The sequence below is a fragment of the Thioclava sp. ES.031 genome (genome assembly GCF_002563775.1).
Taxonomy (GTDB): domain Bacteria; phylum Pseudomonadota; class Alphaproteobacteria; order Rhodobacterales; family Rhodobacteraceae; genus Thioclava.
Map to the genome: position 1 here is coordinate 771,030 of NZ_PDJO01000001.1, position 24,419 is coordinate 795,448.

The window sequence follows — 24,419 nt, forward strand, 5'->3', positions numbered from 1 at the left end:
ACCATGGCCGCAACTCGATCCCTCTCCTTCAAGCTCTATCCGTCGCCGGCTCAGGCGGCGGCGCTGTGGCGCAAGCACCTGCTTTTGAAAGACCTGTGGAACGCCGCACTCGAGGAGCGGATCGGCGCCTGGCGACACAGCGAGACCCGGGTCTCGCGCTCCGACCAGGAAAAGGCGCTGAAGGAGATCCGCCTCGGCCTCGAGGGCTGGCGCGGGCTCGTGCACACCCATGAGGCCCAGGTCGTTCTGAAGCGCCTGGATCTTGCTTTCCAGGCCTTCTTTCGCCGCCTGCGCGCGGGGCAGGCGCCGGGCTTCCCTCGCTTCAAGAGCGCCGAGCGCTTCCGTGGTTGGGGCTACAAGGAGCACGGCAAAGGCTTCAGGGTCGAGATGCGCGACGGCGGCCGGCACGGCCACGCCACGTTGTTCGGCATCGGGCGCATGCGAATGCGGGGCGTCGCGCGCACGCCGGGCCGCGTGCTCAAGGCCGATGTGACCCGGACGATCCACGGCTGGATGCTCAACGTGGTCGTCGAGACCAGCTGCGCCGAGCGTGCGTCGGCCGAGGGGCAGGCCGTGGGGCTCGATTGGGGCGTCTCGACCTTTGCCACGCTCGCGCTTGAAGATGGCGCCTTCGAGGAGCTGCCGAATCCGCGCTACCTTGACCTCGAGGCCGAGGGCCTCAAAGCCGAGCAACGCCGGCTCTCGTCCGCGGCCCGGGCGCGAAAGATCTCCCGGCGGGCGCTGCAAAAGCATCGACGCGATCTGGCGCGGCGTCATGCGAAGATCGCCGCGCGCCGGAAGGACTTCCTGCACAAGGCGAGTGCGCGGATCGCCGGTCGGCACCGCCTGATCGCGACCGAGGCGCTGGCTGTGCGCAACATGACCGCTTCAGCCCGGGGCACCGCGGAGGCGCCGGGCCGGAATGTGGCCCAGAAGGCGGGCCTGAACAGATCGATCCTGGACACGGCCCCGGCCGGGTTTTTGAACATGCTCCGATACAAAGCGGAAGAGGCTGGTGCGGAGTTCCTTGAGGCGAAGACGCGAGAGCTGAAGCCGTCACAGCGCTGCCCGGACTGCGGCGCCGTGCGGAAGAAGGCACTCGCAAAGCGCCACCATGATTGCGACTGTGGCTGTCGTCTCGGGCGAGACGAAGCCGCAGCCCGCGTCCTGCTGAACTGGGGGCTCGCGGAGGGCCGCCGTCGCCAGAACGCGGAAACGATCAACCCGGCCGGGACGGTCGGGGATCAGGCTGCCGCCTGATCCGAAACCCCTTCCAACCTACAGGATTGGTGGGGGAGGTTCATGGCTTTCAGTCTCGACAAAGGGGAAATCAGCGACGGATCGGTGAGGTGGATCGATCATGCGAGTGGCCAGCGCCTTGCGCTCACCCACCTCGATGCGAGCCTCGCGCTTCCGTCCTTCGACGGTCCGGCGAGGCTGGACCTGACGGGGCAGGTCAATGGTAAGGCGCTGAAGGTCAATGGCACGCTCGGAGCCTTCGCGTCCTTCCTTGCGGGCGATCCGGCCCCCACCGATCTTGCGCTGACCCTCGATGCGTCGTCGATCGGCTTCAAGGGCACCTTCGGGACGGCTCCCTTGGCGGCGAAAGGGGCGCTCACTGCTAACGTCAAGGACCCGGCCGCGCTGGCGGCGGTCTTCGGGCAGGCTGCGCCGGATCTGCCGAAAGGGTTGGGGCGTGATACGATTACCGCGAAGGGCGATGTGACCCTGGGTGCGGATGGCGCGATGCAGCTACGCGGCGGCAATCTCACGCTCGACGACAATGCGCTGAGCGTGGCGGGCGATCTTTCCTTCGCGAAAGGCAAGCCGCGGATCGATGCCCAGATCGATGCGGGCGCGCTTGATCTCTCGGCGCTGGCCGGGGCGTCGGGCGCGACTGGATCGGGCGAGGCCTCCTCCGGTTCTGGCTCTGGCACCAGCGGTTGGTCGAACGCGCCGATCGACGCCACGGGCCTACGGGCGCTGGATGGTAAGATCGTGCTCGATGCGAGTTCCATCGATTTCGGCACTGCCAAGCTGGGCCCGACCAAAGCGCAGATCACGATCGAGAACGGCCGCGCGGTGGCGGATCTGCGTCAGGTCTCGGCCTATGGCGGCAGCGTCACCGGGCAGGTGGTGGCGAATGCACGCAGCGGGTTCTCGGCCTCCGCCGATCTGGTGGCAAAGGGCGTCTCGATGCAGCCGCTTCTGAGCGATCTGGCCGATTACACGCGGCTCGATGCGAAGGCGGATTTGGCGGTGAAGCTTCTGGCCTCGGGCAACAGCCAGGCCGCGCTGGTGCGCTCGCTTTCGGGCTCGGGCGATGTCGCCTTCGGCAAGGGGGCGCTGGAGGGGCTCGATCTGGTGGGGATGCTGCGCACGCTCGATCTGAACTATGTGGGGGAGGGAGCGAAGACGATCTTCGATCAGATCACCGCGAGCTTCACCATCGCCAACGGGGTGCTGTCGAATGACTACCTCGAATTGAAAGCGCCGCTTCTGAGTGCTGCAGGCAAGGGGCTTGTCGATATCGGGGCGCAGAGCCTCGATTACACCGTCACGCCGACCGCGCTCAGCAAGGCCGATGGCACGGGCGGGGTGAAGGTGCCGCTCTCGATCACGGGTCCCTGGGCGAAGCCGAAATTCGGCCTCGATATGAAGGCGCTCTCGGGCGACAAGGTCGATGCGGCGAAGCAGGACCTGAAGGCGAAAGCGGATGCAGAGATCGCCAAGAAGCTCGGGATTACGCCCCAAGACGGCCAGAGCACCGAGGATGCGGCGAAGCAGAAGCTCAAGGAGGAGGCTGCGAAAGGTCTGCTGAAGCTCTTCAAATAGGCGGCAGGCCCGCCCGCGTGGCCCGGTTTGCATGCCGGCGCATGTGCGTTTCCGAGTCTCCTCGAGACGCGGGCTTCAAACGCCGTGAACTGCTCCGCTCAGCCGCCCCAGCTCCGCTCGAGAGCCGCCAGCCAGTTGCCATGCGCGAGCTTCTCGATCAGCGCTTCGCCATAGCCATGCGCACGCATCGCCTCGATCAGGCGCGGCAGCCCCGCCGCATCGCCCAGATCGGGCGGGATCGCCGCTCCGTCGAAATCAGACCCTAGCCCGACCCGGTCCTCGCCCAGTTTCTCGATCAGGTAATCGAGATGGCGCAGCATCGGGTCGAATCCGGCGAAGGGCTCTGCCTTGCCGTCCTCGCGCAGAAACCCGAGCGCGTAGTTCAGCCCGACCATGCCATCGCTTTCGCGGATCATCGCGAGCTGCCGATCGGTAAGGTTACGCGACGAGGGGCAGAGCGCATGCACGTTGGAATGGGTGGCGACCAGCGGCGCATCGGACAGCGCCGCGACATCGTCGAAGCCCTTCTCGTTCAGATGGCTCAGGTCGATCATGATCTTCAGCCGGTTGCATTCCGCCACCAGCCGCTTGCCTGCCTCGGTCAGCCCGTCGCCGGTATCGGGCGAGGACGGGTAGGCGAAGGGCACCCCATGGCCGAAGGCCGTCGGGCGCGACCAGACCGGCCCGAGCGAGCGCAGCCCCATCGCATGCCAGACGTGCAGCGCATCGAGGTCGGGCCCGATCGGCTCGGCGCCCTCGAAATGCAGGATCGCGGCGATCTTGCCTCCCACGATCGCGGCGCGAATATCAGCGACCGAGCGGCAGATCTTCAGGCTGCCCTCGCGCTCCATCCACATCAGGTGGCCGACCATCTTCATCGCGACCGGCAGCGCGTCCTCGAAGGGGATCGCCTCGGGCAGCGGCAGCGAAAAGGGCGGATTGCGCATGATCGCGTCGAAATCGGGATCGTCATGGGCGACCGGCGAGGGGATATAGACCGCGAAAAACCCACCCACGAAACCGCCCGCGCGCATCCGGGGCAGATCGAGCTGGCCCGTGCCGGTGTCGCTCAGCCAGGTCGTCTCGCGGGCCTCGGGATCGCGCAGTAGGCGAAGGAGGAAATCGTTATGACCGTCGAAGACCGGGATCAGGGCGCTCATGCGGGTTCATCCTCTTTCGTGTAGCCCGCCGAGGCTTTCAAGCGCTTGCGGGTGTAGTGGGTTTCGGCGCGGTGAGCGCGCAGGTCGGCGCGGGTAAGTTCCGCCACCGCGAGACTATCTGACCCGACCCCCGCGGAATCCCTATCCACAATGCAGAGGCAGCGCCATCCTGCGCTGCTCTCACAGTGCCGCGATCTCCACGATTTCCACCCGGTCGCGTAGCCGTGCCGTGACCCGGATCGTGCCCGCATCGCCGGTCAGCCGCAGCCAGCAGCCCGTGGCGCCGCCCTGAAGAACGGGGCAGTCGGGGCCGATCAGCCTAGCCGGGCCCTCGACGGTCAGGAAGACCGGCTCGTTGAGGAAATGCAGCTTGTTGCCGGCCTGATCGCGGGCGCGGATCATCACCCGGATCTCATCGCTCGCATCGGCCTCGGCCTTCGTGACATCGGGCGCCAGTTCCAGCCGATCGAACATCGCATCGGCGGGGAAGTCGCGCTCGATCACCAATTCGCCGTTGCGATAGCCGCGCAGGCGACCCGCATGCCAGCTCTCGCCCCAGGCGGTCACCTCGTCGGGGGTGAAATGCTCGTAATCGATGACGACCGGCGCATGCGGCAGATGCGGGAAGCGGGTGCGGTCGGGACCGACGCGCTTGACCACATCGGCATAGGATAGCTCCACCTCGTCGCAATTCGTCAGCACGATCAGCGGGATCACCCCGCCGATATTGCGCTCGCCGCGCGACCAGACGGTGACCGGCTCCATCACGATTGCCTCGTCCGGGTCGCGCTGGCTCGCATAGGCGTAGGTTGCGAATTTCGGCTCGCGGAAGATCGACATCACGCCATGATGGCAAATCCGGTCGCCCGCGCCGAAATCCTTGTGGGTGTTGTAGTCGAACATGCACCAGCCGATGCAGCCCGCGAGCCCGGCATCGGGGTCATGGGCGGCGTTGAGCACGTCGAGATGGCGCAGCACATGCTCGTGCTGGCGATGCTCGGGGTCGCCCGACTTGGTCGGATACATGTGCCCGTTATACTCGGTCACCAGATAGGGCACGCGCTTGGGTAGCCCCGTCACCTCCTGCTGGTCGCGCAAGCTCGTGCGCGGGCGGTTCGAGAAGGGCAGTTCGAAATCGCCAAGGATGAAATCGTTCATCGTGTAGACGTCTTCGAGCAGCTGGCTGTCGGTGATGCAGCGCACGCCGCCGGTCGGGCGCGTCGCATCCAGCTCATGCGCGAGGGCATTGGTGCGCTTGTAGAACGCTTCCGCATCGGGGCTTTCGTTGATCCGCACGCCCCAGATGATGATCGAGGGATGGTTCCAGTCGCGCCGGATCATCCGCTCGACATTGGCGACGGATTCGTCTTGCCAGACATCGCCGCCGATATGCTGCCAGCCGGGGATTTCCTCGAAGACCATCAGGCCGATCTCGTCGCAGCGGTCGAGGAAATAGGGGCTCTGCGGATAATGCGAGGTGCGCGCGATGTTGCAGCCCAGATCGTAGCGCAGGATGTCCGCGTCGCGTTCCTGACTGCGTTTGCCCTGAGCATAGCCCGAATAGGGGAAGCTCTGGTGGCGGTTGAGGCCGCGCAGGACCACGCGATTGCCGTTGAGGAAGAAGCCCTCGGGCGTGAATTCGGCGTGACGGAAGCCGAAGCGCTGGGTGAGGCGGTCGCCGCTCTCACTCAGGGTCAGCGTCAGCGTGTAGAGCGCGGGCGTCTCGGGTGACCAGAGCGTGATACCGCTCAGGCTCTCGAAGGAGATCTCGCCCGTGCCTTGGCTGCGCGCGATCTCCCGCCCTTCGGCGTCCGACAGAACCGCCTCCACCGCGCCCGGCGCGTCGAGCTTGATCAGAACGCGCTTGGTCTCGGCCAGCACGTCGGGCGTCTCGATCTTCACGCTTGCGATATGGGCCTCGGGGAGTACTTCCAGCCAGACATCGCGATAGATCCCGGCATAGGTGAGATAGTCGATCCGGCCACCGAAGGGCGGGATCTCGGGATTTTCCGACCCGTCGATATGCACCGTCACCAGCGCCCTGCCGTCTGCGAACCGCTCCGTCAGATCGACGGTGAAGGGCGTGTAGCCGTCGCGGTGGCGCAGCACTTCCGAGCCGTTCGCATAGACCACGGCATCGGCCATCGCCGCATCGAACCGCAGCCGCACCAGCTTGCCCGTCCACGCATCGTCCCACGCGATCTCGTGCTGATAGGTGAAAGGGCGCTGGAACGCGGCTTCGTCGAAATAGCTCATCGGCAGGTCGGCGGCGTTATGGGGCAGGGTGACCGTCTCGCCCTGCAGCGGCTTTGCGACCTTGGATGCGTCGAAGCCTTCTGCGAATGTCCAGCCTTCGTTCAGTTTGCTGATCTCTCTCATGATTACCACTCCGCGAAGCTGCCATCGGCATGGCGCCAGATCGGGTTGCGCCAGCGGTGGCCCTCAGCGGCCGCCTGGCGGACTTTCTCCTCGTTGACCTCGACGCCGAGGCCGGGGCCTTGCGGGATCGCGACGAAGCCGTCGTCATATTCGAAGACCGACGGGTTGCTCAGATAATCGAGCAGGTCCGAGCCCTTGTTGTAATGGATGCCCAGCGACTGTTCCTGAATGAAGGCGTTGTAGCAGACCGCATCGAGCTGCAGGTTCGCCGCCAGCGCGACCGGCCCCAGCGGGCAATGCAGCGCCAGAGCCACGTCATGCGCTTCGGCCATTGCCGCGATCCGGTAGGTCTCGGTGATGCCGCCGGAATGGGACGGGTCGGGCTGGACGATGTCGACGTAACCGCCCTGCAGGATCGATTTGAAATCCCATCGCGTGTAAAGCCGCTCGCCCAGTGCGATCGGGGTGGAGCAATGGTTGGCGATCTCGCGCAGCGCCTCGGCGTTTTCGCTCAGCACGGGCTCTTCGATGAACATCAGGTTGTAGGGCTCGAGCTCCTTCGCGAGCTGCTTCGCCATCGGGCGATGGACGCGACCGTGGAAGTCGACGCCGATGCCGAAATCGGGGCCCATCTCCTCGCGGATCGCCTGCACGCGCGCCAGCACGGCGTCGATCTTGTCGTGGGAGTCGATGAATTGCAGTTCCTCGGTGCCGTTCATCTTCACCGCCGTGAAGCCCCGGTCGCCGCAGTCCCGTGCCATCCGCGCGGTGTCGCCCGGACGGTCGCCGCCGATCCAGCTATAGACCCGGATACGGTCGCGCTGCTGGCCACCCAGAAGCGAATGGACCGGCACGCCTAGCGCCTTGCCCTTGATGTCCCAAAGTGCCTGATCGAGCCCGGCGATCGCTGACATGTGGATTCCGCCGCCGCGATAGAACCCGCCGCGATACATCACCGTCCAGTGGTCCTGAATATGGCTAGGATCCTTGCCGATCAGGTAATCCGACAGTTCCTCGACGCAGGCGGCGACAGAGGCTGCGCGACCTTCCAGCACCGGTTCGCCCCAGCCGGAAATGCCCTCATCGGTGGAGATTTTCACGAAACACCAGCGCGGCGGCACGATGAAGGTTTCGATGGCGGTGATTTTCATAACGGTCCTCGGAGTTGGTCGGCGCGATCAGGTGTCGAACGGATAGGTGATCGCGAAACGTGCATTGATGAAGGCGTCTGCGACAAGGCGCATCGGCGCGAGGTCGAGATCGCTTTGGCCGGCGCGCACCAGATCGCGCATCCGGGCGTAGAGATTGGCGTATTCGCGGTTCTCGCCCGTGGCGATCACCTCGCCATCGGTGCTGAACTCCGCGCCGCCCTTGTCGAGCATGGCCGTGCCGCGTTCGGTCTGAAGGGTGATGCGCCACAGCTCGTCGCCGGTTTCCCGCCAGTCGAAGGCGGCGGTGATCGCGGTGTCGCCCGCGCGCATCTCCAGATCGGCGGCGATCGGGGTCTGGCGGCCCTGCGGGATGCTGAGCGCGGCTGCTGTCAGCCGCACGGGCCGGGGCAGGATGCGGGTCAGGATCGAGAGCGCGTTGATGCCGGGATCGAAGACCCCGAGCCCGCCCGGTTGCCAGATCCACTCCTGCCCGGGATGCCACTTGCGTACATCCTCGCGCCAGTCGATCCGGATCTCGGAAATCTCGCGCCCGGCGAGCCACTTGCGCGCGGCTTCCACGGCTGCCGCCTCGCGCGAATGCCAGGTGGCGAAGATCGTCAGTCCCGCCTTGGCCGCGGTCTCCCGCAGCGCCTCGACCTCGCTCAGCGTCATGCCGGGCGGCTTTTCGAGCATCAGGTGACGGCCCGCGCGCAGCACCGCCATCGCCTGATCGAACCGCCCCTGCGGCGGTGTGCAGAGCGAGACGGCACCGATCTCGGGCTCGGCGTCCAGCATCGCGCGCAGGTCGGGATAGCTTGGCAAGTCGGGCAGGGTGGCATTGCGGCTCGCGATGGCGGCGAGATGCACGCCGTCAGTCTCCGCGATCGCGGGAAGGTGCTGGGCGCGGGCGATCGCTCCCAGCCCCACGAGGCCGATGGCAAGGCTCATCCGCGCACCCGTGCGCCCGTGCTGGTGTCGAACACATAGACCGAGGCCGGATCGAAGTTGATCCCGGTCTTGCTGCCGACCGCGCCGTGGAGGCGCTGATCGGTTTCGACCACGACGCGCTCGCCGGAGGCCGCGTCGAGATGCGCATAGCTGACGCCGCCAAGGTTCTCGGCCATCTCGATGGTGAAATTGCCCTCCGAGCCGCTCAGGCGCAGCGCGTTGGGTCGGATGCCGATTTCCAGCTTCGTGCCGTCAGCAGGCAAGGCGACGGGACTGTCGACGCGCTGACCCAGAGCTGGCACGTCAAGCTGCCCCTCCACCACGGTCGCGGCGAGGAAGTTCATCGAAGGCGAGCCCATGAAGCCCGCAACGAAGCGATTGTCGGGATCGTCGTAAAGCTCCATCGGGCTTCCGACCTGTTCGATATTGCCCGCGCGCAGCACCACGATCTTGTCGGCCATCGTCATCGCCTCGACCTGATCGTGGGTGACGTAGATCATCGTCGCCCCGATCTCGCGGTGCAGACGCGCGATCTCGGCGCGCATCTCGACGCGCAATTCGGCATCGAGGTTGGAGAGCGGTTCGTCGAAGAGGAACACCTCCGGGCCGCGGGTGATCGCGCGGCCGATGGCCACACGCTGGCGCTGACCGCCCGAGAGTGCGGCAGGCTTACGGTCCAGAAGCGGCTCCAGCTTCAGGATCCGCGCGGCTTCCTGCACCTTGTCACTGATCTGGGCCTTCGGATGGCCGTTCATCTTCAGCCCGAAGCCCATATTCTCGCCCACTGTCATATGCGGGTAGAGCGCGTAGGTTTGAAACACCATCGCGATGCCGCGCTCGGCGGGTTCGGCCTTCGTGACTTCGCGTCCGCCGATGCGGATCGCACCGTCCGAGGTCTCCTCCAACCCCGCGATCATCCGCAAAAGCGTCGACTTGCCACAGCCGGATGGCCCGACGAAGACACAGAATTCCCCCGGCTCGACCGCCAGATCGACGCCGTGGATTACCTCCGCATCGCCAAACCGTTTGACGATCTTCTCCAATGCGACTCCGCTCACGGGGTCTCCTCCCTTTTTCTACGCGCCGGGGTTCAGTCGGCGCGTTTCTGTTCCGGAAAGCGCCAGTCACTGGCCGCTTTCGCGATCTTCTCCGCCGTCTCGAGGATCAGCGGGGCATAGGTTTCGAGTTGTTTGTGGCCGTCGGGCTGGCCCGAGGTGATCGAGAGCGCGCCCAGCACGCGGCCCTGCGGCGACAGGATCGGGGCGGCGATGCAGCGGATGCCGGGTTCATGCTCCTCATCATCCCAGGCAAAACCGCGCTTGCGGATGTTCTCCAGCTCCGCGCGCAGGCTCGTCGCGTCGGTCAGAGTATGTTCGGTGAAGCGATGGAAGCTCTGCCGCGTCAGTGCGTTCTGCAGCGCGTCCTCCGGCAGATAGGCGAGCATCGCCTTGCCCACGCCCGTGCAATAGGCCGGACCGACCTTGCCCGATTGCGAGAACATCTCGACCGGGCGCGCGGCGTTGCGCTTGTCGACATAGAGCACCATGCCCTGATCGAGCTGCGCGAGGTGCAGCGTCTGGCCGGTCTCCTTCGACAGCTGGTCGAGGTAGGGCGCCGCAATCGGCGCGAGCGAGCTTTGCGCCCAGGCCGCATGGGCGAGGCGCACGAGGCGCAGGCCCGGCCTATAGGTTTGACGCTCCTCGTCGAAGGCGAGCATGCCCTGGTTCGTCAGGGTTTGCAGGAAACGATACAGGGTCGCCTTGGGCAGATCGCAGACCGGCAGCAACTCGGCGAAACGCACGGGGCGGCCGAATTCGGCAACGCGGTCGAGCACGGTCAGCGTGCGTCCAACCGTGCCGTCCGATTTCTCTGGCTTTGGCGTGGCGTCGTTCATGGGCTCCTCCTCAGGGCTGTTGACAGGATGAGAGATTCGCGGCAGCATTTCAATATGTAAAACATGGTTCCAATATTTGAAAATAAAATCTTTGAGCCATGTGCTACTGAAACGGGAGGAGAACCGAATGAATTTCCTGAAAACCACCGCGCTTGTGGCGCTGATGGGCTCTATCGCCATTCCGGCGATGGCCGAGCAGCGCGTGCTCAAGCTCTTCACCGATGCGTCCGACCCGGCGCCGAAAGCCGCGTTCGAACAGCTCGTGAAAGGCTTCGAGGCCGAAAATCCGGATGTGAAAGTCGAGGTGAACACCTTCGATCACGAGGGCTACAAGACCGCGATCCGCAATTTCCTGACCGCCGACAGCCCCGATCTGGCGAACTGGTATGCGGGCAACCGCATGGCGCCCTTCGTCAATGCCGGGCAGTTCACCGATGTGTCCGATGTCTGGGAGGAGAACGGGCTCAAGGACAGCCTCGGCTCCGCGCTCAAGTCGATGACTATCGACGGCAAGCAATGGGGTGTGCCCTATACCTATTACCAGTGGGGCATCTACTATAACAAAGACGTCTACAAGAAGGCCGGGGTGGACGTGCCCAAGACCTGGGACGAGTTCATCTCGAACTGCAAGAAGTTCAAGGAGATCGGCGTCGACTGCCTGACCACGGGCACCAAGGCGCTCTGGCCGGCGGCAGGGATCTTCGACTATCTCGACCTGCGCACCAACGGCTACGATTTCCACATGAAGCTCACCAGCGGCGAGATTCCGTGGACCGATGACCGGGTGAAGGCCGTCTTCGCGGAGTGGAAGAAGGTTCTGCCCTACACCACGAAGAACGTCGCCGCGATCGACTGGCAGGATGCGGTATCGAACATCGTGCAGGGCAAGGCCGCGAATTACGTCATGGGCAACTTCGCCGTCGCCACCTTCAAGGATGGCGGGATGACCAATGACACGCTGGGCTTCATGGACTTCCCGACGATCAACCCGGATATCCCGCGCGCCGAAGAAGCGCCGACCGATACGATCCACATCCCAGCAGGCGCGAAGAACAAGGCGGACGCCAAGAAGTTCCTCGCCTATGTCGCGCGGGCCGATGTTCAGACCAAGATGAACGAAGAGCTCGGTCAGCTGCCGATCAACAAGAACTCTTCGGTGGGCGACGACCCTTATCTGCAGGCGGGCTTCAAGGTTCTGTCCACGGCCGATGGCGGTATTGCGCAGTTCTTCGATCGTGATGCGCCTGCGCAGATGGCGAAGGCGGGCATGGAAGGCTTCCAGGAGTTCATGGCCTATCCCGATCATCTCGACGCGATCCTCGAGCGCCTCGAGAAGGTGCGTCAGCGCGTCTACAAGAACTGATCCTCCCCACGGGGCGGTGCCTGCAACAGGGCGCCGCCCCTTCCTGTTTTTCCAGATCCGAGGAGTGCGACGATGACCGTCTCACCCGCTATGTCCGAGCCGCGCGCGGAGACCGGCATACCCGCACCGCGCCGCCGCCGGTTGAACCGCAAACTTGCGCCCTGGCTGTTTCTCGCCCCCGGCGCGCTGATGTTCCTGATCTACGTGCTGATCCCGATCGGCGAGTCGATGTGGATCTCTTTCTTCCAATGGGACGGGCTGAGCGCGAAGCACTGGATCGGGATCGAGAACTATCTCGAGCTGCTCGATGACGACGCTTTCTATACCAGCCTCAAGAACAACCTGATCTGGCTGGTGCTCTATATGCTGGCGATCCCGTTCGGGCTGTTCATCGCGCTGTTCCTGAACCAGACCGTCCGCGGAATCCGGATCTACAAATCGCTGTTCTTCTTCCCCTTCGTGATCTCTCAGGTCGTGGTCGGCCTGATCTTCTCGTGGTTCTACGCACCGGGCTTCGGGCTGTTCTTCGAGCTGACGAAATGGCTCGACGGGACCGGGATCGCGATCCTCGCCAATCCGAACACGGTGACCTACGGGATCATCGCCGCCGGTCTGTGGCCGCAGATCGCCTATTGCATGATCCTCTATCTCACCGGTCTGAACGCGGTCGCGCCCGACCAGATCGAAGCGGCGCGTCTGGATGGGGCGAAGGGGATCAAGATGCTCTGGTATGTGGTGCTGCCGCAATTGCGCCCGGCCACTTTCATCGCTGTCGTCGTCACCGTGATCGGTGCGCTGCGCAGCTTCGATCTCGTCTCGATCATGACCGATGGCGGGCCCTTCGGCTCCTCGAGGGTGCTGTCTTACTACATGTATGAGCAGGCGCTTTCGGAATACGGCTATCGCATGGGCTATGGCGCGGCGATCGCGGTGGTGCTGTTCGCGATCATGATGATCTTCATTTCGGGCTTCATCTGGAAGATGTGGCGCGACGAAAGGGGCCTGTGAGATGTTTCCCAAACCCATTCAATCCATGAGCCCCGCCGCCCGGCTGACCTATCAGGTCGCCCTTCCGGTGATGCTGGTGGTCTGGTTGCTGCCGCTTCTGGGCGTCGCCGTCACCTCGATCCGCCCGTCGAGCGATCTCGCGCAGGGCAATTATTTCGGCATACCGTCCTATCTGGCGTTTTCGAACTATCTCGACGTGTTCAAGAACTCGCCCTTTGCCAGCTACATGCTGAACTCGTTCAAGGTGACGATCCCGACGGTGATCGGGGCGGTGGCGCTGTCCTGCCTGACGGGCTTTGCGCTCGCCGTCTACAAGTTCAAGGGCAACCTGCTGATCTTCTTCATCTTCGTGGCGGGGAACTTCGTGCCCTTCCAGATCCTGATGGTGCCGGTGCGCGACCTGACGGTGAAGATGGGGCTCTATGACACGATCACCGGGCTCGCGCTCTTTCATGTCGCCTTCCAGACCGGGTTCTGCACGCTCTTCATGCGCAACTTTATCAAGGCGCTGCCGAAAGAACTGATCGAGGCCGCTCGCGTTGAAGGTGTCGGCGAATGGCAGATCTTCTGGCATATCGTGCTGCCCTTGGTGCGGCCCGCGATCGCGGCGCTGTCGGTGCTGATCTTCACCTTCATCTGGAACGACTATTTCTGGGCGACGGTTCTGACCACGGGGGCGGATACCCAGCCGATCACAGCCGGGTTGCAATCGCTCAACGGCCAATGGGTCGCGGCGTGGCAACTGGTGTCGGCAGGCTCGATCCTTGCCGCGCTGCCCCCCGTGGCGATGTTCTTCCTGATGCAGAAACACTTCATCGCAGGGCTGACGCTCGGGGCGGTGAAATGATCCGCACATGGCATTTGCAAGACGCCCGCCAGAGCCTCGTTCTGGCGGGTCAAGACGACCGGCTTCCCGAGATCGTCTATTGGGGCGCGGCGCTGCCCGAGGGGGAAGACCTCGCGGGCTTGGCCGCGGCGAGTGTGCCGGATGTCACCGGCGGGATGCTCGACCGCGCGCCCGAGATTTCGATCTGCCCCGAGGCCAGCCAGAGCTTCCCCGGAGAGCCGGGCCTGATCGCGCGCGACGGGGCAGGGCGGCCGCTGCGGCCTGCCTTCCGCTTCGCGTCGGAAGAGCTTCGCGAGGATCGGCTTACGCTGGTCTATCGCGATGCGGCGTCGGGCGTGAGCTACAGGGCCAGCTTCACGCTCGACGCCGAGACCGGACTGATTGCAGCGCGGGCGGAGTTGGAGAGCGCCACGCCGATCACGCTTCATTGGCTCGCCGCCCCGGTTTTCCCCGGCCCGCAGCTGGCCGACGAGATGCTGGAAGTCTCGGGTCGCTGGATCGGTGAATTCCAGATCGAGCCGACGCCGTGGCGTCCCGGCCAGCGCCTGCGCGACAATCATACCGGTCGCACCGGGCACGAACATTTCCCCGGGCTGATCCTGCCGTCTCGCGGCGCCACCAAGACCCAAGGCGAGACCCGTGCCTTCCATTACGGCTGGTCCGGCGGGCACCGAATGGTCGCCGAGGAACTGCCCGACGGGCGCCGCCAAATCCAGTTTGGCCACGCCAGCGGTTCCGAGCCCGAACCGGCGACGCGGTTTGAGACTGCGACGCTGTATGCCGCCTTCTCGGAGGCCGGCTCGAATAGCTGCGCGGTCGCCTTCCAGCGCCATCTGCGCAAACACGCCCCTTGGGCGAAGGCGCGGCCGGCGCATTACAACTGCTGGGAAGCGGTCTATTTCGACCACGATCTGGCCGAGTTGAAATCCATCGCAGAGCGCGCCGCCGCACTTGGCGCGGAGCGTTTCGTGCTCGATGATGGCTGGTTCGGCACGCGCGACGACGACACCACGTCGCTGGGCGACTGGACTGTCGATCCGCGCAAATATCCCGACGGGCTGACGCCGCTGGTCGATCATGTCCAAAGCCTTGGGATGGAGTTCGGCCTCTGGTTCGAGCCGGAGATGGTCAATCGCGACAGCGATCTGGCGCGGGCCCATCCCGACTGGCTGCTGGGCCCGGAGGATCAGATCGAAGGCCGTCAGCAGCGCGTGCTCGACATGGCGAACCCTGCGGTGCGTGACCATCTTTTCGCGGCGATCGACGCGGTGCTCTCGGCCTATGCGATCTCCTACGTCAAATGGGACCACAATCGGGTGCTGCCGTATCCCGACGCCGCGCAGGCGCGCGGCCTCTACGATCTGCTCGACCGGCTGCGCGCGGCCCATCCTGAGGTCGAGTTCGAAAGCTGCGCCTCGGGAGGCGGGCGGATCGATTTCGGCATTCTCGAGCGCACCGGTCGGGTCTGGCTCTCGGATAGCAACGACGCGCTCGAACGCCTGCGCATCCAGCATGACGCGGCACTGTTCCTGCCGAGCTGCGTCACCGGCTCTCATGTCGGCCCGCGCCAGTGCCATACCTCGGGCCGGGTGATCGACATTCGCACCCGGGCATGGGTCGCGGCGCAACGCCATATGGGCTTCGAGATGGATCCGCGCGAATTGACCGAGGAAGAGGCCGAGGTTCTGACCAACGTCACCCGCTGGTGGAAGGGCAACCGCGACTGGCGGATGCGCGCGGATCTCCTGCGGCTCGACAGCGCCGACCCGGCTGTGATCGCCGAGTTGCAACTGGCCGAGGATGGCAGCCGTTTCGTGGCTTTCGCGGGGCAGGCGACGAGTTCCGCGCAGATCCTTCCGCGCCCCTTGCGGCTTACCGGGCTCGATCCCGCGGCGCGCTACCGGTTGCGGCTGATCACCTTGGAAGACCTGCCCCGGTTGTCGCGTGGGACGCCTGCGCTCAAGACCGGACCGATTACGCTCAGCGGGCAAGCGCTGATGGGGCAGGGGATCACCCTGCCCTGGACCTTCCCCGAGCGCATTCACGTGATTGAAGGAGAAAGACTATGAGTGACGCGGCTCCCGACTGGATCGCCGCCGATTGGGGCACGACGCATCTGCGCGTCTGGGCGATGCGCGGGCGCGAGGTGCTCGACCGACGGAGCTCGGAGCAGGGGATGGGCAAGCTCACCCCCGCCGAGTTCGGCCCGGTGCTGGAAGAGGCCGTTGCAGGCTGGGGCGCGGCCCCGGTCGTGACCTGCGGCATGGTCGGCTCGCGTCAGGGCTGGGCCGAGGCGCCTTACGCACCGGTGCCTTGCGCCGCCCAGCCGCGCCTCGTGCGGGTGCCCGATCACGCGGCGCGCCCGGTCTATATCACCTGCGGCCTGCGTCAGGACAGCCCGCCCGACGTGATGCGCGGCGAGGAGACCCAGATTGCGGGCTTTCTGCTGCGCACGCCCGATTTCGAGGGCACGATCTGCCTGCCGGGCACCCATACGAAATGGGTGGCCCTGCGCGCGGGCCGGATCGGGCGGTTCCGCAGCTGTATGACCGGCGAGATCTACGACCTGCTCGCGCATCGCTCGGTGCTGCGCCACACGATCGGGGAAGGGTGTTCGGACATGGCCGCGTTCGATGCTGCTGTGGCGGAGGCTTTGGCCGATCCGGCGGCAGCTTATGGCGCGCTTTTCGCGCTGCGCGCCGGGGCGCTTCTGGGCGCGCAATCGCCCGAGACCGCCGCCGCGCGCCTCTCTGGGCTGCTGATCGGCTGGGAACTGGCCGCCGCGCGCGATCTCTGGCAGGGCCAGCCCGTCGCGCTGATCGGAAGCCCGGTTCTCAGCCCGCTTTATACCCGGGCGCTGGCCGGTTGCGGCATCCAAGCTGCCAGCCATGACGCCGAAGACGTGACCCTCGCGGGGCTCTATGCCGCGCGCCAGACCATCGGAGCTGACACATGAGCCGTCCCATCATCGCCATCCTGCGCGGGATCACCCCCGCTGAAGCCCTCCCCGTCTGCGAGGCGCTGATCGCCGCGGGCGTGACCCGGATCGAGGTGCCGCTGAACTCGCCCGATCCGCTCGACAGTATCGCCGCGATGGTGGAGCGCTTCGGCTCCGCCGCGCTGATCGGGGCGGGGACGGTCCTGACCACGGATCAGGTCGAGGCCGTCGCCGCGACCGGCGCGAAGCTGATCGTCTCGCCCAATTGCAACACCGAGGTGATCGCCGCCTCGAAAGCCGCCGGGCTGCAGAGCTTTCCTGGCGTGATGACCCCGACCGAGGCCTTCGCGGCGCTCGCCGCAGGGGCGGATGGGCTCAAGCTGTTCCCGGGCGAGCTGATCGGGCCCAAAGGGCTGCGTGCGATGCGCGCTGTGCTGCCGCACGAGGTGCCGCTTTATGCGGTGGGCGGTGTCTCGGCCGCGAATATGGCCGAGTGGCACGAGGCGGGCGCGGCCGGCTACGGCATCGGCTCGTCGATCTACAAACCCGGCGACAGCGTGGAGACCGTTGCCGAGAAGGCCCGCGCGCTGGTCGCGAGCTATGACGAGGCCTGCGGGGCATGAGTTTCGAGATTTACGACGACCGCGCCTGTTTCCTTGGCGAGGGGCCGTTCTGGCATCCCGGACGCGGCCAGCTGTTCTGGTTCGACATCCTCGCGGGTCGGATGCTCAGCCGCGACGCGACCGGGCCGCGCGAATGGGCGCTTGGTCAGATGGCGTCCGCGGCGGGCTGGGTCGATGCCGAGACACTGGTGATTTCGACCGAGACCGGGCTGCGCCGCTTCGACATCGCCTCGGGCGCGCATGGACCGCTCGCCGCGATCGAGGCAGACCGCCGCGATACCCGTTGCAACGATGGCCGGGCCGATCCGATGGGGGGCTTCTGGGCCTCGACCATGGGCAAGAACGCGGAGACGGGCACGGGGGCGATCTATCGTTATTTCGAGGGCACGCTGGAGCGGCTCTTTCCCGAGATCACGATCCCCAATTCGATCTGTTTCGCTCCCGATGGGCGGCGCGCCTATTTCGCCGACACCCCGACCGGAAAGATCATGAGTGTCGCGCTCGATGCGCAGGGCTGGCCCGAGGGCGCGCCGGAGATCTTCGTCGATCTGAGCGCCGAGGGGCTGAACCCTGACGGCGCGCAGACCGATGCCGAGGGCGCACTCTGGAGCGCACAATGGGGGGCAGGGCGCGTGGCGCGCTACCTGCCCGACGGGCGCTTCGACCGGGCGATCGCGGTCGGTGGGCGGCACAGCTCCTGCCCGGCCTTTGGCGGAGCGGAGTTCACGACGCTCTTCGTGACCACGGCTCAGGAAGGGATCGAGACACCGGATGCCGCGCAGGGTCGGGTCTATTGCGCCCCCGCCGGAGTCGCGGGGCGACCAGAGCCCGCGGTGCGGTTACGTGGGTGAACGCGATTTCGGGGGGGGGCCTGCGTCCAATGCGATCTGAGATCTCGGCTGCGCCTCCTCGAAAGAGGGCGTAGCGCTCGTCATCTTCGGAGGGCGTCGCTTGCGGCGCTCAGGCGTCTTCGGTCACGCATTGCCAAGGATGGTCGGCGAGGCGCACCATCTCGCGCACCGTGTTCCGTGAGACCCGCAGCTCTCGGCAAATCTGCTTGCTCGACTTGTTCGGCATTGGCCTCGAACCAATGGCGGCTAAATGCCTCAATCCTGAAAATACGCCAGCCGGATCTTTGCGATCGTCTCCACAACCGACATCCCACACTGTGTTCCCCGATGACCGCGGGGCATCATCTACATCAGTGTTAAGGGGGGGGGGGGTGGGGATGCCGATTACCCCGCTACAGGGACAAAATTGCATGCCTGTTCACACTAGAAACGCCGAAACCGGATCAAAATCATGTTCGGTAGGCTCAAGGGTAGGCGGCGCCTGGCGGCCCGCTGCGATAGATGCCCGAAGGTATTCCTCTCTGCTATAGCCCTCGCGGCGACAGTCCTCTTCTGGTTATGAGGCCTGAGCCTAACGACCTGACGGTTTTTCTTTCCTTCTTTCATCGAGCCAGAAAATCTTCGCCGAATGGAGGCGATTTTTCGGTATTTGGCGCGCTTCAGCTGTGCTTCGGTTGTCCACAGTTTTCCGAGAAGAGGTGGCACAAAAAGCCTGAAAATTTACGCTGCCTCCAATATGCTTGTTCTAGCCGTGGCGCCTAAGGTTCGGCATTTTTCTTTGGAAAGGTTGTCTCATGAAAGACTTCGAACGCGATCTACATCTACCCAGAGCTCCTGAGGTTGGCATTGACCCCCGTCCCATTTCTGTAGCTCTCGGGATGAGCAATGAGGCGGTGATTGATCTTGGTCGGTCTTCTACCGTCCTAGATGACTTTGTGGCGGGCGTGGTGCTGGATCTGTCTGATCCCAATGGCTTCAAGATTGTCCATAATCGGGCCGAAGCCATCGCGGTCCGCCGCAACGTGATCTCAAACCTACCTCCACTCACGATTATTCCGCGTTTGGTGTTTTCCGCCTCTCTTGTTGAGGAAAAGGGAGCTGAAAACGAGTGCCACACCCCTCTTTTTTATGAAGTTGACCCCGATGGCGTCTTCGATGGATATGTTTTCTTCGACATGCGGCAGTTTCCTCGCGTCCGAGTATTCCGCCTTAGTTATTTTACGGTCGAGCGTTTTCTTCTTGAGGAGAGGCTGAACGACAAGCCTTTCACGGAGAGAGAATTCGATTTTCTCATCCAAGGTAAATTTCGACCCTAGAAGATCCTTCGCTGAGCTCGCAGGGACGTGCTCGGCATAGTGCATGCTCCCCGATTTGTGGCGTAATGCGAATGTCTTTTGGCTGAGTGGCAAGGCATCGGAGCCGGTGTGGCCGTTATTTTCTTGAGCCAGGAAATGGAAGCTTGTTGCAAAGGCGACTGCCGTGTTTGCATCTACGTGGACAGTGGTCTTAGAAATGCCGAAAGCTTGGGCTTCTGGTGGATAGCCTCGCGTTTCTTAGATGGCTTGCAGACAATCGTATCCTTGTTCGCTATGCCCTACCGGACCGCGGGCGCAGAGGATAAGTGAACGGGGCTCCAAAGGACCACTGGGAACGGAAATAGGGCGGCAAGAGTGAAGACGAGCTCAGCTGGCGTCAGGACAGTCCGGAGATATCGCTCGAACTGGGCGAACTTGCCAGTTTTACGTCTCTCTGCCCGGTGATCGACGTTGGTGGAGGAACCTCAAGGGTTGTCGATGGCCTGTTCGCCCTTGATGTGCGCGACATTTCCCTGTTCGACCTGTCTGAGTTTGTGCTCGGCGCCCAGCGCGGCTTGGGCTGCGCTGCGCCGATGTGGCGTGTATCGTCGCGGATATAACCACTTGGTCACCTGAGTGGGACTATGGCCTGTGGCATGACCGGATGATCCGCGGCGTGCTGGATCTCTTGGTGAGGGCCGGCCAAGTCGCGGTTGGGATAACGGATCTGCGTCTTCGCATGCCGTCTTGCTAAACCGTGACAAGGCGAAGATTCCAAGGGGGCCTAATTGGTATTTCGCACTATCCACCGGAGATGAGGCAAGTCAGGCTGACGCAGCGCAATGCGTCACACGAAGGGGGCACAATGCTGCTAACGAGGCTTCTCTACGCATCGAAACATGAGCCATTGGCCGCCGGAGAGCTGGATCGACTTCTCGATCGATCCCGCATCAACAACCTTCGCGACAAGATAACTGGCGCGCTGGTTGTCGACGATCACTGGTTCATGCAAGTGCTCGAGGGCGAGCGATCTGCGGTCGCCGGAACGTTCATGCGCATCATGCAGGACAATCGGCACACAGAGGTCCAAGTGATATGCGCAGCAGATGCGAACATGCGCATGTTCGCTGACTGGAGCATGCACCATATCCAAGCGTCACGTATCAAGGCGGAGATAGTCGAGCGCCATACGGTCAATGGCGCTTTCGAGCCGTCCGCGCTGTCCGCTAGATCGTGCACGGAACTCTGTCGCGCGCTGGTAGATACTGACTGGGGGCCGTGATCGCCTAAGGGCGAGCGAGGCATTGCTTTGGCCGAGAGCGTTCGAAGATCTGGAATTCCCGGTCGTCGCCACGTTCGCGGAAGCGGCCTATCATCAGAGCGTTCGTGAGCCTCCTGGTGTCCGGACTTGTAGGGAAGTCGCGCCGCGTGAGTCTGTGTCGCCTCAGGATCCTAGCTAAAATTGCATCCCGATCAGACGTAGGACCTTTGCACCTCGGGGCGCCAAGTTGGTCCCTGTTCTTGCTATCAATAGAGGCGAATTCGGCCGAGGCTGTGTGGAAACCCGTCGACGAGGGCTTTCTGATGCAAGTTTTCCGCACGGCTCGTTTTTCGCGGCCTTCGACCATTCCTTCGCGCGCATCGCGGCCTGGTGAGCCCTTGCTGGGCAGAGCATGACGACTGAGCCCGGGGCGGCTGCCCGATCAGGCCGGAATGGCCTGCATCAGGCGCCGGAGGCCAATCAGCGCGATCACTCGCTTGATATTATAGGCCAAAACATTGAGCGCCATTTCGGTGCTGACATTCTTCAGCCTCCGCGTCAGGAAATGGGTGTGCCCCATCCAAGCCTTGATCGTGCCGAACGGGTGTTCGACCGTGCAGCGGCGCAGGGTCATCGGGTCCGCGTCCCCGCTCAGCCTTTCGCGCATCGCATCGACCAGATGCTCATGCTCCCATCGCGTGATCCGGCGTTCCTTACCACTGGTGCAGCGGTGCCGGACCGGACAATGCTGACAGGCATTGGTCCAGTAGCGACCGACCTGCAGCCCGTCTTCCTCGCGCGTGTAGCGGTAGGTCAACTCTTCACCCGCGGGGCAGGTATAGACATCGCGTGCCGGGTCATAGGCAAAATCGGCCTTCACATACATACCTTTGGCCCGGTTGCCCGAGGTTTCCGGGCGCGACACGGTCGTGGTGATCCCCGCTTGATGGCAAGCCAGGATTTGAGCCCCACTGAAATATCCCTTGTCGGCGACGGCGTGCAGGTCGTCGCGCCGCAGGGCTTCCTTGGCGGCGGTCGCCATTGGGCTGAGCTGGTCTCGATCGAAACCTTGATTGGTAACGTCGTGCACCACGACCAGATGCGTCTCGGTATCGACCGCTGTCTGCACATTGTAGCCGACCATGCCGCTGTGCCGGGCGCTGGTCGACATGGCGCGGGCATCGGGATCGGTCAGCGATATCTGCCCGTCGGGCGCATCGGCCAAAGCCTTCTCCATTGACTTCAGCCGCGCGATCTCCTGCCGGATGCGGCCATAGCGACGGGCGAGATGGGCAACCTTTTCGGCCCGGGCCTTACCCTCCTCCTGACGGTCTATGCGCACCATCTCATCGATGTAGCGCTCAACATCGCGCTCGAGATGTGCCAGACGGCTGGCGATCTTGTTCTTCGTGAAGTTGTGGTCGCGGTTATTCACTGCCTTGAACTTGCTGCCGTCGATGGCAACGCAATCCCCCTTCAGCACGCCAATCCGGCGGCATAGTTCCACAAACTGTGCGCAGGTCCTGCGGATGGCCGGGCCATTGTCCCGCCGGAAGTCGGAGATGGTCTTGTGGTCGGGCACCAGGCGACCGGTTAGCCACATCAGCTCGACATTGCGACCGGCTTCGCGTTCCAGGCGGCGGCTGGACGGGATCCGGTTCAGGTAGCCATAGATGAAGAGCTTCAGGAGGACGGATGGATGGTAGCCCGGGCGACCGGTTCGAGCAGGCACACAGCGTCCGAACCCGAGCGCGAGAAGATCGAGCTCATCGACGAAGAGGTCGACGACACGGACCAGATGATCCTCCCCAATCCAATCTTCGAGACGCTCGGGGAAAAGCGTGGCTTGCTCCCGGTCGATGCCATCAATGAAACCCGCCATCCGTGCCTCCCGCTGCCTTGCGGAAATATACCATGGACTTCAGTTTCCACACAGCCTCGGCCCAGAGCCGACATTCGAGGCTGCTGCAGAGAATCTCCGCCATGTGGCCGAATGCTGGCTGTCGCGAAGGGCCGGGGCCCAGTTGTAACCATGCCATAAGACAGGCATACATGGGGACGGACGACGAGAGATTACCGAATGCACAGGAGACGTCTCATGAAGCCAGCAGAAGGTCCTGCAGCTTCACTCCTCGGAGATGTGGGCGCCGTGTTCCGCGTTTCGATCGGTATTGTGGTGATCTTCGTCATTGCCGCCGCTATCGCCCCGGAGGCCATTCGCCGGGTCGCCCAAGCGATCCTACACGCTACAGCGACCAATATTGGCTGGATGTACCTTCTGGTGACGACCAGCTTTGTCGGTTTCATGCTGTTCTTGGCCGTCTCGCGCTTCGGAACGATCAAGCTTGGCGCTGCAGACGATCCGCCTGAGTTCCCTTTCGCGAGTTGGCTTGCGATGATTTTTTCCGGCGGCATGGGTGTCGGGCTTGTCTTCTGGGGTGTGGCCGAACCGATGATGCACTTCAACCAGCCACCGCTTGGGGCTGGCTTGCCGCGCACGGCCGATGCCGCCCAGAGCGGCATGCGCTTCGCTTTCTTCCATTGGGGACTGCATCAATGGGGAAACTTCGCCTTGGTGGGCCTCGCGATCGCATATGTCCGGTTCCGTCACGAAAGTCACGGCCTCATCAGCGAGACGTTTCGATCCCTGCTCGGGGATCATGTGGACTCCGGATGGGGCAAGGCCATCGACGTGCTCACCGTGGTTTCGACGGTTTTTGGGGTGGCAACGACGCTTGGTCTCGGCGCGCTTCAGATCAACAGTGGAATAGCACGCCTGGCCGGGGTGCCATACGGGTTTTCGGCGCAGTTCGTGATTGTCGCCATTATCGGAGGGCTTTTCATGGTCTCGGCGATGACACCTCTCGACCGTGGCGTCCGACTTCTGAGCAACGCCAACATGCTTCTCGCCGCCGCGTTGCTCATACTGGTGCTGGCGTTCGGTCCCACGTCTTTCATTTTCGGGGTGTTGACCCAGACCGTGGGCGAGTACCTCGGAAACGTCCTGCAGATGAGCCTTGTCACCTCACCCTATTCCACCGGAGCGTGGGTCGAGCAATGGACGCTCTTCTACTGGGCCTGGGGGCTGAGCTGGGCACCGTTCGTCGGCAGTTTTATCGCGCGTATCTCGCGCGGGCGGACGATCCGAGAATTCGTCTTGGGTGTTATGATCGTGCCAGTGGCGCTCAGCATGCTGTGGTTCGCGACTTTCGGAGGCGCTGCCATTCATTTCGAGATCTACGAGCATGCCGGTATTGCCGATGCAGTGGCCAAGGAAGTGCCGGCTGGTCTCTATGTCCTGCTTGAGCAACTACCCGGCGGCACGATTCTAACGGTCGCGTCAATCGCGCTTGTGGGGATGTTTCTCGTGACATCGGCCGACTCTGCCACCTTCGTGTTGGGCATGTTCACGTCCAAGGGCGTGCTCAACCCCACACGGGCAGTGCGACTTCTCTGGGGCACATTGCAGCTTTTGATGGTGGTGGTTCTGCTGCTGACAGGTGGCCTTGAGAGCCTGCGGGCAGTGTCCATCATCGCGGCCTTTCCGTTCATGATCCTGATGATCTTAATAGCAATATCTCTCTATCGGGATCTTGCGAAGGAGATTGCGGCACAAGATGCGAAAGCCAGGCTCCTCGAAGCGCGGATTGAACGCCTTCTAATGCGGGAATCCGAACGGGAAGCGGCCGAGAAGTCGGCGGCGGAAGTGCATCCCACGGTCCCCGAAGAAAGCAACATGCAGGAACAGGTCGACAGCGACAAGAAAGGCGAGGAGAAAGGAACTGGTAGTTAATCGCACTTTTGAAAAATCAAAGCGCTACAGCTCTCGCATCTTGACAGTGATAGCGATCGGAAGCGGCCCGAAG

19 protein-coding genes and 1 pseudogene are annotated in these 24,419 nt (G+C 63.6%); 13 read left to right on the forward strand and 7 right to left on the reverse strand.

Features of this window, described 5'->3' with window-relative positions; all coding sequences use genetic code 11:
* Positions 1 to 3 precede the first annotated feature (3 nt).
* The gene (locus AXZ77_RS03785; RefSeq protein WP_098410103.1) at positions 4 to 1,260 is read left to right on the forward strand and encodes an RNA-guided endonuclease TnpB family protein; all 1,257 of its coding nucleotides are present in this window, start codon (positions 4 to 6) and stop codon (positions 1,258 to 1,260) included.
* Positions 1,261 to 1,302: 42 nt separating this feature from the next.
* A complete protein-coding gene (locus tag AXZ77_RS03790; protein ID WP_098410104.1) occupies positions 1,303 to 2,835 on the forward strand; it encodes an AsmA-like C-terminal region-containing protein in 1,533 nt (510 codons plus the stop codon).
* Between the two features lie 98 nt (positions 2,836 to 2,933).
* Here AXZ77_RS03790 and AXZ77_RS03795 read toward each other — a convergent pair whose 3' ends face one another.
* The 6 genes from AXZ77_RS03795 to AXZ77_RS03820 form a co-directional block, all read right to left on the reverse strand.
* Entirely contained in the window at positions 2,934 to 3,995 is a 1,062-nt protein-coding gene (locus tag AXZ77_RS03795; RefSeq protein ID WP_098410105.1) for a dipeptidase, read from the reverse strand.
* Positions 3,996 to 4,175: 180 nt separating this feature from the next.
* Positions 4,176 to 6,374 carry a glycoside hydrolase family 2 TIM barrel-domain containing protein gene (locus tag AXZ77_RS03800; RefSeq protein WP_141536219.1) on the reverse strand — a complete coding sequence of 733 codons (2,199 nt, stop codon included), beginning with the start codon at positions 6,372 to 6,374 and terminating at the stop codon, positions 4,176 to 4,178.
* 2 nt (positions 6,375 to 6,376) lie between these two features.
* A complete protein-coding gene (gene dgoD, locus AXZ77_RS03805) occupies positions 6,377 to 7,525 on the reverse strand; it encodes a galactonate dehydratase (RefSeq protein WP_098410106.1) in 1,149 nt (382 codons plus the stop codon).
* Between the two features lie 27 nt (positions 7,526 to 7,552).
* Positions 7,553 to 8,473 carry a Gfo/Idh/MocA family protein gene (locus tag AXZ77_RS03810; RefSeq protein ID WP_098410107.1) on the reverse strand — a complete coding sequence of 307 codons (921 nt, stop codon included), beginning with the start codon at positions 8,471 to 8,473 and terminating at the stop codon, positions 7,553 to 7,555.
* Positions 8,470 to 9,531, reverse strand: coding sequence for an ABC transporter ATP-binding protein (locus AXZ77_RS03815; RefSeq protein WP_098410108.1), 1,062 nt, complete (start codon positions 9,529 to 9,531; stop codon positions 8,470 to 8,472). The genes AXZ77_RS03810 and AXZ77_RS03815 overlap by 4 nt, the downstream gene beginning before the upstream one ends.
* A 32-nt stretch (positions 9,532 to 9,563) precedes the next feature.
* Positions 9,564 to 10,367 carry an IclR family transcriptional regulator gene (locus AXZ77_RS03820; RefSeq protein WP_098410109.1) on the reverse strand — a complete coding sequence of 268 codons (804 nt, stop codon included), beginning with the start codon at positions 10,365 to 10,367 and terminating at the stop codon, positions 9,564 to 9,566.
* Positions 10,368 to 10,494: 127 nt separating this feature from the next.
* Here AXZ77_RS03820 and AXZ77_RS03825 point away from each other — a divergent pair, with 127 nt between their 5' ends.
* The 10 genes and pseudogenes from AXZ77_RS03825 (at position 10,495) to AXZ77_RS03865 (ending at position 20,574) form a co-directional block, all read left to right on the forward strand.
* A complete protein-coding gene (locus AXZ77_RS03825) occupies positions 10,495 to 11,730 on the forward strand; it encodes an ABC transporter substrate-binding protein (protein WP_098410110.1) in 1,236 nt (411 codons plus the stop codon).
* Positions 11,731 to 11,820: 90 nt separating this feature from the next.
* Positions 11,821 to 12,738, forward strand: coding sequence for a carbohydrate ABC transporter permease (locus tag AXZ77_RS03830; RefSeq protein WP_255266555.1), 918 nt, complete (start codon positions 11,821 to 11,823; stop codon positions 12,736 to 12,738).
* A 1-nt stretch (position 12,739) separates the two neighbouring features.
* Entirely contained in the window at positions 12,740 to 13,585 is an 846-nt protein-coding gene (locus AXZ77_RS03835; RefSeq protein ID WP_098410111.1) for a carbohydrate ABC transporter permease, read from the forward strand.
* Positions 13,582 to 15,654, forward strand: a complete 2,073-nt coding sequence (locus tag AXZ77_RS03840; RefSeq protein ID WP_098410112.1) for an alpha-galactosidase — start codon at positions 13,582 to 13,584, stop codon at positions 15,652 to 15,654. The genes AXZ77_RS03835 and AXZ77_RS03840 overlap by 4 nt, the downstream gene beginning before the upstream one ends.
* Positions 15,651 to 16,541 (forward strand): 2-dehydro-3-deoxygalactonokinase, encoded by an 891-nt coding sequence (locus AXZ77_RS03845; RefSeq protein WP_098410113.1) that lies wholly within the window; start codon positions 15,651 to 15,653, stop codon positions 16,539 to 16,541. Before AXZ77_RS03840 ends, AXZ77_RS03845 begins: the two co-directional genes overlap by 4 nt.
* Positions 16,538 to 17,146: a 2-dehydro-3-deoxy-6-phosphogalactonate aldolase gene (locus tag AXZ77_RS03850; protein WP_098410114.1), complete on the forward strand. Its 609-nt coding sequence runs from the start codon at positions 16,538 to 16,540 to the stop codon at positions 17,144 to 17,146. The genes AXZ77_RS03845 and AXZ77_RS03850 overlap by 4 nt, the downstream gene beginning before the upstream one ends.
* Positions 17,143 to 17,997, forward strand: a complete 855-nt coding sequence (locus AXZ77_RS03855) for an SMP-30/gluconolactonase/LRE family protein (protein ID WP_098410115.1) — start codon at positions 17,143 to 17,145, stop codon at positions 17,995 to 17,997. Before AXZ77_RS03850 ends, AXZ77_RS03855 begins: the two co-directional genes overlap by 4 nt.
* A 427-nt stretch (positions 17,998 to 18,424) precedes the next feature.
* Positions 18,425 to 18,559 (forward strand): annotated as a pseudogene (locus AXZ77_RS19275) (IS5/IS1182 family transposase); the annotation flags it as partial.
* Positions 18,560 to 18,791: 232 nt separating this feature from the next.
* Positions 18,792 to 19,313 carry a hypothetical protein gene (locus AXZ77_RS03860; RefSeq protein ID WP_098410116.1) on the forward strand — a complete coding sequence of 174 codons (522 nt, stop codon included), beginning with the start codon at positions 18,792 to 18,794 and terminating at the stop codon, positions 19,311 to 19,313.
* 844 nt (positions 19,314 to 20,157) lie between these two features.
* Positions 20,158 to 20,574: a BLUF domain-containing protein gene (locus AXZ77_RS03865; protein WP_176535955.1), complete on the forward strand. Its 417-nt coding sequence runs from the start codon at positions 20,158 to 20,160 to the stop codon at positions 20,572 to 20,574.
* Between the two features lie 421 nt (positions 20,575 to 20,995).
* Here AXZ77_RS03865 and AXZ77_RS03870 read toward each other — a convergent pair whose 3' ends face one another.
* The gene (locus AXZ77_RS03870; RefSeq protein ID WP_098410118.1) at positions 20,996 to 22,435 is read right to left on the reverse strand and encodes an IS1182-like element ISPse1 family transposase; all 1,440 of its coding nucleotides are present in this window, start codon (positions 22,433 to 22,435) and stop codon (positions 20,996 to 20,998) included.
* A 216-nt stretch (positions 22,436 to 22,651) separates the two neighbouring features.
* Here AXZ77_RS03870 and AXZ77_RS03875 point away from each other — a divergent pair, with 216 nt between their 5' ends.
* The gene (locus AXZ77_RS03875) at positions 22,652 to 24,346 is read left to right on the forward strand and encodes a BCCT family transporter (RefSeq protein WP_098410119.1); all 1,695 of its coding nucleotides are present in this window, start codon (positions 22,652 to 22,654) and stop codon (positions 24,344 to 24,346) included.
* Positions 24,347 to 24,419: the final 73 nt, after the last annotated feature.

Excerpts from the sequence above, each read along its gene's own strand:
- AXZ77_RS03785 (WP_098410103.1), top strand. The coding sequence starts at position 4 with ATGGCCGCAACTCGATCCCTCTCCTTCAAGCTCTATCCGTCGCCGGCT.
- AXZ77_RS03790 (WP_098410104.1), top strand. The coding sequence starts at position 1,303 with ATGGCTTTCAGTCTCGACAAAGGGGAAATCAGCGACGGATCGGTGAGG.
- AXZ77_RS03795 (WP_098410105.1), bottom strand. The coding sequence starts at position 3,995 with ATGAGCGCCCTGATCCCGGTCTTCGACGGTCATAACGATTTCCTCCTT.
- AXZ77_RS03800 (WP_141536219.1), bottom strand. The coding sequence starts at position 6,374 with ATGAGAGAGATCAGCAAACTGAACGAAGGCTGGACATTCGCAGAAGGC.
- dgoD (WP_098410106.1), bottom strand. The coding sequence starts at position 7,525 with ATGAAAATCACCGCCATCGAAACCTTCATCGTGCCGCCGCGCTGGTGT.
- AXZ77_RS03810 (WP_098410107.1), bottom strand. The coding sequence starts at position 8,473 with ATGAGCCTTGCCATCGGCCTCGTGGGGCTGGGAGCGATCGCCCGCGCC.
- AXZ77_RS03820 (WP_098410109.1), bottom strand. The coding sequence starts at position 10,367 with ATGAACGACGCCACGCCAAAGCCAGAGAAATCGGACGGCACGGTTGGA.
- AXZ77_RS03825 (WP_098410110.1), top strand. The coding sequence starts at position 10,495 with ATGAATTTCCTGAAAACCACCGCGCTTGTGGCGCTGATGGGCTCTATC.
- AXZ77_RS03830 (WP_255266555.1), top strand. The coding sequence starts at position 11,821 with ATGTCCGAGCCGCGCGCGGAGACCGGCATACCCGCACCGCGCCGCCGC.
- AXZ77_RS03835 (WP_098410111.1), top strand. The coding sequence starts at position 12,740 with ATGTTTCCCAAACCCATTCAATCCATGAGCCCCGCCGCCCGGCTGACC.
- AXZ77_RS03840 (WP_098410112.1), top strand. The coding sequence starts at position 13,582 with ATGATCCGCACATGGCATTTGCAAGACGCCCGCCAGAGCCTCGTTCTG.
- AXZ77_RS03845 (WP_098410113.1), top strand. The coding sequence starts at position 15,651 with ATGAGTGACGCGGCTCCCGACTGGATCGCCGCCGATTGGGGCACGACG.
- AXZ77_RS03850 (WP_098410114.1), top strand. The coding sequence starts at position 16,538 with ATGAGCCGTCCCATCATCGCCATCCTGCGCGGGATCACCCCCGCTGAA.
- AXZ77_RS03855 (WP_098410115.1), top strand. The coding sequence starts at position 17,143 with ATGAGTTTCGAGATTTACGACGACCGCGCCTGTTTCCTTGGCGAGGGG.
- AXZ77_RS03860 (WP_098410116.1), top strand. The coding sequence starts at position 18,792 with ATGAAAGACTTCGAACGCGATCTACATCTACCCAGAGCTCCTGAGGTT.
- AXZ77_RS03865 (WP_176535955.1), top strand. The coding sequence starts at position 20,158 with ATGCTGCTAACGAGGCTTCTCTACGCATCGAAACATGAGCCATTGGCC.
- AXZ77_RS03870 (WP_098410118.1), bottom strand. The coding sequence starts at position 22,435 with ATGGCGGGTTTCATTGATGGCATCGACCGGGAGCAAGCCACGCTTTTC.
- AXZ77_RS03875 (WP_098410119.1), top strand. The coding sequence starts at position 22,652 with ATGAAGCCAGCAGAAGGTCCTGCAGCTTCACTCCTCGGAGATGTGGGC.